The following is a 586-nucleotide window of genomic DNA, read 5'->3' on the forward strand; positions in this document are numbered from 1 at the left end:
GTCAACCGGCGCTGGTCGCAGGTGCGGATCCCCAAAGTGGGCTGGGTCAGGTTCCGCCGTAGCCGCACCGTTCCGGATGCCAGGTCCTACCGGGTGACGCGGGATCGTGCGGGTCGCTGGCATGTCGGGTTCGCCGCTGTCCCCGACCCGATTGGCGCCCCGGGCACCGGTGGGATCGTCGGGGTGGACCGGGGTGTGGCGGTGTCGGCCGCGTTGAGCACCGGGGAGTTGCTGCACTGCCCCGGGCTGCGCCCCGGCGAGGCGACCCGGCTGGTCCGGTTGCAACGCCGCCTCGCCCGAGCCAGGCGGGGGTCGCAGCGGCGGGCCCGGCTGGTCGGGCAGATCGCCCGGGTGAAAGCCAGAGAAGCCGCCCGGCGTAAGGACTGGGTCGAGAAGACCAGCACCGCGCTGGCCCGCCGGTACGACCTGATCCGCGTGGAGGCGTTGCCGGTCGGGGCGATGACCCGCTCGGCGAAAGGTACCGTCGCCGAGCCGGGGCGCAACGTGCGGCAGAAAGCCGGGCTGAATCGGAGCATTCTCGCCCACGGCTGGGGGCTGCTCGTCGCCCGGCTGGAACAGAGGGCTC

1 protein-coding gene is annotated in these 586 nt (G+C 73.2%); it reads left to right on the forward strand.

Annotated elements, in window-relative coordinates; genetic code table 11:
- On the forward strand, nt 1–586 hold a 586-nt coding region (locus NBZ83_RS32530; protein ID WP_261576555.1), incomplete at both ends, for an RNA-guided endonuclease InsQ/TnpB family protein.

The organism is Frankia gtarii (assembly GCF_025403375.1).
GTDB classification, from domain to species: domain Bacteria; phylum Actinomycetota; class Actinomycetes; order Frankiales; family Frankiaceae; genus Frankia; species Frankia gtarii.